General features: G+C 67.2%; 6 protein-coding genes and 1 pseudogene. 4 read left to right on the top strand and 3 right to left on the bottom strand.

Annotated features, from left to right (window positions below):
- A pseudogene (locus IBL25_RS25545) lies at window positions 1-273 on the bottom strand (hypothetical protein); the annotation flags it as partial.
- Between IBL25_RS25545 and IBL25_RS27660 the strand changes: the two are divergent.
- The 3 genes from IBL25_RS27660 to IBL25_RS25560 are packed head-to-tail and all read left to right on the top strand — an operon-like array spanning window position 210 to window position 1,434.
- A complete protein-coding gene (locus tag IBL25_RS27660) occupies window positions 210-551 on the top strand; it encodes a tripartite tricarboxylate transporter substrate-binding protein (protein ID WP_321210523.1) in 342 nt (113 codons plus the stop codon). The pseudogene IBL25_RS25545 and the gene IBL25_RS27660 overlap by 64 nt on opposite strands.
- The gene (locus IBL25_RS27665; protein ID WP_187781259.1) at window positions 536-724 is read left to right on the top strand and encodes a hypothetical protein; all 189 of its coding nucleotides are present in this window, start codon (window positions 536-538) and stop codon (window positions 722-724) included. The genes IBL25_RS27660 and IBL25_RS27665 overlap by 16 nt, the downstream gene beginning before the upstream one ends.
- Before the next feature lie 23 nt (window positions 725-747).
- Window positions 748-1,434: a GntR family transcriptional regulator gene (locus IBL25_RS25560; RefSeq protein ID WP_187781260.1), complete on the top strand. Its 687-nt coding sequence runs from the start codon at window positions 748-750 to the stop codon at window positions 1,432-1,434.
- A 120-nt stretch (window positions 1,435-1,554) separates the two neighbouring features.
- Here the strand turns inward: IBL25_RS25560 and IBL25_RS25565 are convergent, their stop codons facing one another.
- Together IBL25_RS25565 and IBL25_RS27435 are read right to left on the bottom strand one after the other, a co-directional pair.
- The gene (locus IBL25_RS25565; protein ID WP_202986888.1) at window positions 1,555-2,001 is read right to left on the bottom strand and encodes a helix-turn-helix transcriptional regulator; all 447 of its coding nucleotides are present in this window, start codon (window positions 1,999-2,001) and stop codon (window positions 1,555-1,557) included.
- A 90-nt stretch (window positions 2,002-2,091) separates the two neighbouring features.
- Window positions 2,092-2,358: an HTH domain-containing protein gene (locus IBL25_RS27435; RefSeq protein ID WP_321210522.1), complete on the bottom strand. Its 267-nt coding sequence runs from the start codon at window positions 2,356-2,358 to the stop codon at window positions 2,092-2,094.
- Window positions 2,359-2,365: 7 nt separating this feature from the next.
- Here IBL25_RS27435 and IBL25_RS25570 point away from each other — a divergent pair, with 7 nt between their 5' ends.
- The gene (locus IBL25_RS25570) at window positions 2,366-2,767 is read left to right on the top strand and encodes a VOC family protein (protein WP_238940666.1); all 402 of its coding nucleotides are present in this window, start codon (window positions 2,366-2,368) and stop codon (window positions 2,765-2,767) included.
- Window positions 2,768-2,805 lie beyond the last annotated feature (38 nt).

Genomic DNA, 2,805 nt, shown 5'->3' on the forward strand with positions numbered 1-2,805 from the left:
CTTACTCGCACACAGGTCCATAACAGCCTCTAAGAAGCCGATACTCGGCAAATCCGGGTTCACCTCCTCCGCGTCGCTCGTATTGGCATGGACCGCGTCGTGGATGATGGGCGCTGTCGCGCCCTGCAGATGCGCCCGCAGCGCCCGCTCCAGTTCCACCTTGACCCGCTCCAGCGCCGCCCCGGCTGCCTCCCGCTCACCCGTCATTCCTGCCCCCACGATCACCGCCTCGATCTTGCGGAGCCGCTCCCGGAGATCGTCCTCGCCCGCCATCCCGCCTCAATCTCCAACCGGCATGCAGACCCGCGACGAACGACCTCATGGCGGGCACGATCTCGATCGTCGGCGATACCGCCACGACAGGCCTCGGCCAGGCCCGCGGCGGCGTGCTCAGAGCCCTGGCCGTCACCTCCGCCCGGCGGATGCCCCAGGCGCCTGACATCCCGACTGTCGCCGAGAGCGGCTTCCCGGGCCTGGCCGGCTACACCATGACCTCCTGGAACATGCTTCTCGCCCGGCCCAGACGCCAGAGCCGGTGGTCGCCCGGCTGAGCGAGGCACTCGGGAAGGCCAAGGCCGATCCCTCCTTCCGGGCGCTGCTGGAGGCGCTCGGCAACAGCCCGATGGATGACGCGGCGTCCGCTGCCATTTCTGCTTTCCTGGTGGCCGAGGTGACGCGCTGGGGCGAGGTTCTGCGGGCCTCCGGCATTCGCCCGGACGGGTGATCGGGCTTGCCGAGCGCCTCGGCATGCCCGACATCGCAAGGATGACGCCCCACCCCGAGACAACGGACGAGAGCCTTCCCACCATCGGCCCCGCGCGAGTGGTGGACGAGACAGTGGCCGCCCTGCGACGGGCGATCCTCTCGGGGGATCTGCGGCCAGGCCAGAAGCTCTCCGTGCCGGCCCTGGCCCTTCGCCTGGGAGTTTCCCGCTCCCCCGTACGGGAGGCCGTGCTGGCCTTGACCGCGGCGGGGCTGGCCGTGGAGAGCCCGCGCCGTGGCGTGGTTGTCACGGAGCTCGGCCCGAAGGAGGCAGATGCCATCCACGAGGCGCGGGGGTCGCTGGAGGGCTTCGCGGCGCGGCTCGCGGCGGAGCGCGGCCCAGCCGACCTCGGCGAGCGGCTGGACGCCATCCTGGCTGAACAGGCCGCGGCCGCGGCGGCGGCCGACGAGAATGAGTACTTCCGCACGAACGCTGCCTTCCACGCCGCGGTCGCCGCGGCTTGCGACAACGCCGAGCTCCAGCGTCTCCTTGCTTCATTGGAGGGGCGCATGGCATTGGCGCTCCGACAGGTGGCCACCCGCCCCGAGCACCGGGAGAGCGCTGTCGCGGAGCATCGGAAGGTTGTTGCCGCCATCAAGGCTCGTGATGGAAGTGGGGCGGAGGCCGCCATGCGGGCGCATCTGGCCGCGACCCGCCGACGGGTGACGTAAGCGACCTCCCTTCTGAACGATGGACCACACCGAGTGGCTGATCACCTCGGCCGGGAAGCGATATCCGGCATAGGGCGAGCTGGTGGCAGGCGACCACATTCCAGACCTGCCAAGCCCGCCTCAATCTGACGGTGCCGCTGGCCGGCCACCCGAACTTCTTTCCAGCTCACCGAGGTAGCTGCGAAGCAGCGCCACACGCCTGGACCGGAAGCTCGTCCTCGTCGCCTTTACTTCGGCGATCCGGTCACCGCGGAACATCCGAAAGGCTTCGCGCAGGCAGCACGATGCCAGGATCATCAACGTCTGGTCGGTGGACATGACGGCGAGTGGCAGGATCACGCGCCCGGTGGCGGCGTTGCTCTTGTCCGCGTAGCGGATTTGCAGCGCTTCCTCTTTCCAGCAGGCTTCGCGTACCGCTTCCACGCCAGATGTCGCGCCATATCGCGCATCCGGCCGGTAGACGCGCGAGATCGCGTGGAACATAAACTGGTCCCGGTCGTCCGGCAGGGTTGCGGCAACTTTGGCCAAAACGGAGGTGGCCGCCTTCTCCAGGAGCGGATCGCCCATGCGCTGGACCTCTGCCATGCCCAACGCGAGCGCCTAGATCTCGGTGCGGTCGAAGGTCTGGGGCGGAAGGGAGTAGTCCTCCACCAGCCGCTAGCCGTAGCCCCGCTCGCCCTCGATCTGGACGCCCACCGCGCGCAGGCTATCGATGTCGCGGTAGAGCGAGCGATGCGACACCTCCGTCTCCTGCGCGAGACAGGCGGCGGTGATGGGTTGATCCATAACGCGCATGGCTTGAAGGAGCCGAAGAAGACGGGCGGAGCGGGCCACGACGCAACTGCCGTAAACTGTCAGTTGGCTCAGCGTAACCTGGTCTTCACCAAGCCGAAGAGGACTTGCTACGCTGACGATCCAAACCACGGCCCACCTGAACTTCCGCGGCAATGCGCGCGATGCGCTTGCATTCTACCAGTCCGTGTTCACCGGCGATCTGACCGCATTTACTTACAGGGAGGCACAGGCGGTCACCGATCCCGCAGAGGCGGACCAGATCATCTGGGGCCAGGTTCTCGCCGAGGACGGCTTCCACATCATGGCTTGCGATATTCCATCGGCCACCCTTTGGGAGCCGGGTACGATCCCGGTCTTTGTATCGGTCCGTGGAGAGGATGCTGAAAAAATCAACCGGTACTGGAAAGGGCTGGTGGAGGGCGGCACCATCGTTCGGTCACCTGCGGAGGCCAGCCTCTCTCCTCTCTATGGCATGGTCCGGGACCGCTTCGGCATTACTTGGGTCCTCGACGTCCAGGCTGCCTATCCCGCTTCTTAGAGCCCGCTTCATAACGGCCGAGGCAGGGTGAGCGGCGA

The sequence above is a fragment of the Pseudoroseomonas ludipueritiae genome (genome assembly GCF_014490445.1).
Taxonomy (GTDB): domain Bacteria; phylum Pseudomonadota; class Alphaproteobacteria; order Acetobacterales; family Acetobacteraceae; genus Pseudoroseomonas; species Pseudoroseomonas ludipueritiae.

Coding starts and splice junctions, on each gene's coding strand:
- IBL25_RS25560 (WP_187781260.1), top strand. CDS start 748: ATGCCCGACATCGCAAGGATGACGCCCCACCCCGAGACAACGGACGAG.
- IBL25_RS25565 (WP_202986888.1), bottom strand. CDS start 2,001: ATGGGCGATCCGCTCCTGGAGAAGGCGGCCACCTCCGTTTTGGCCAAA.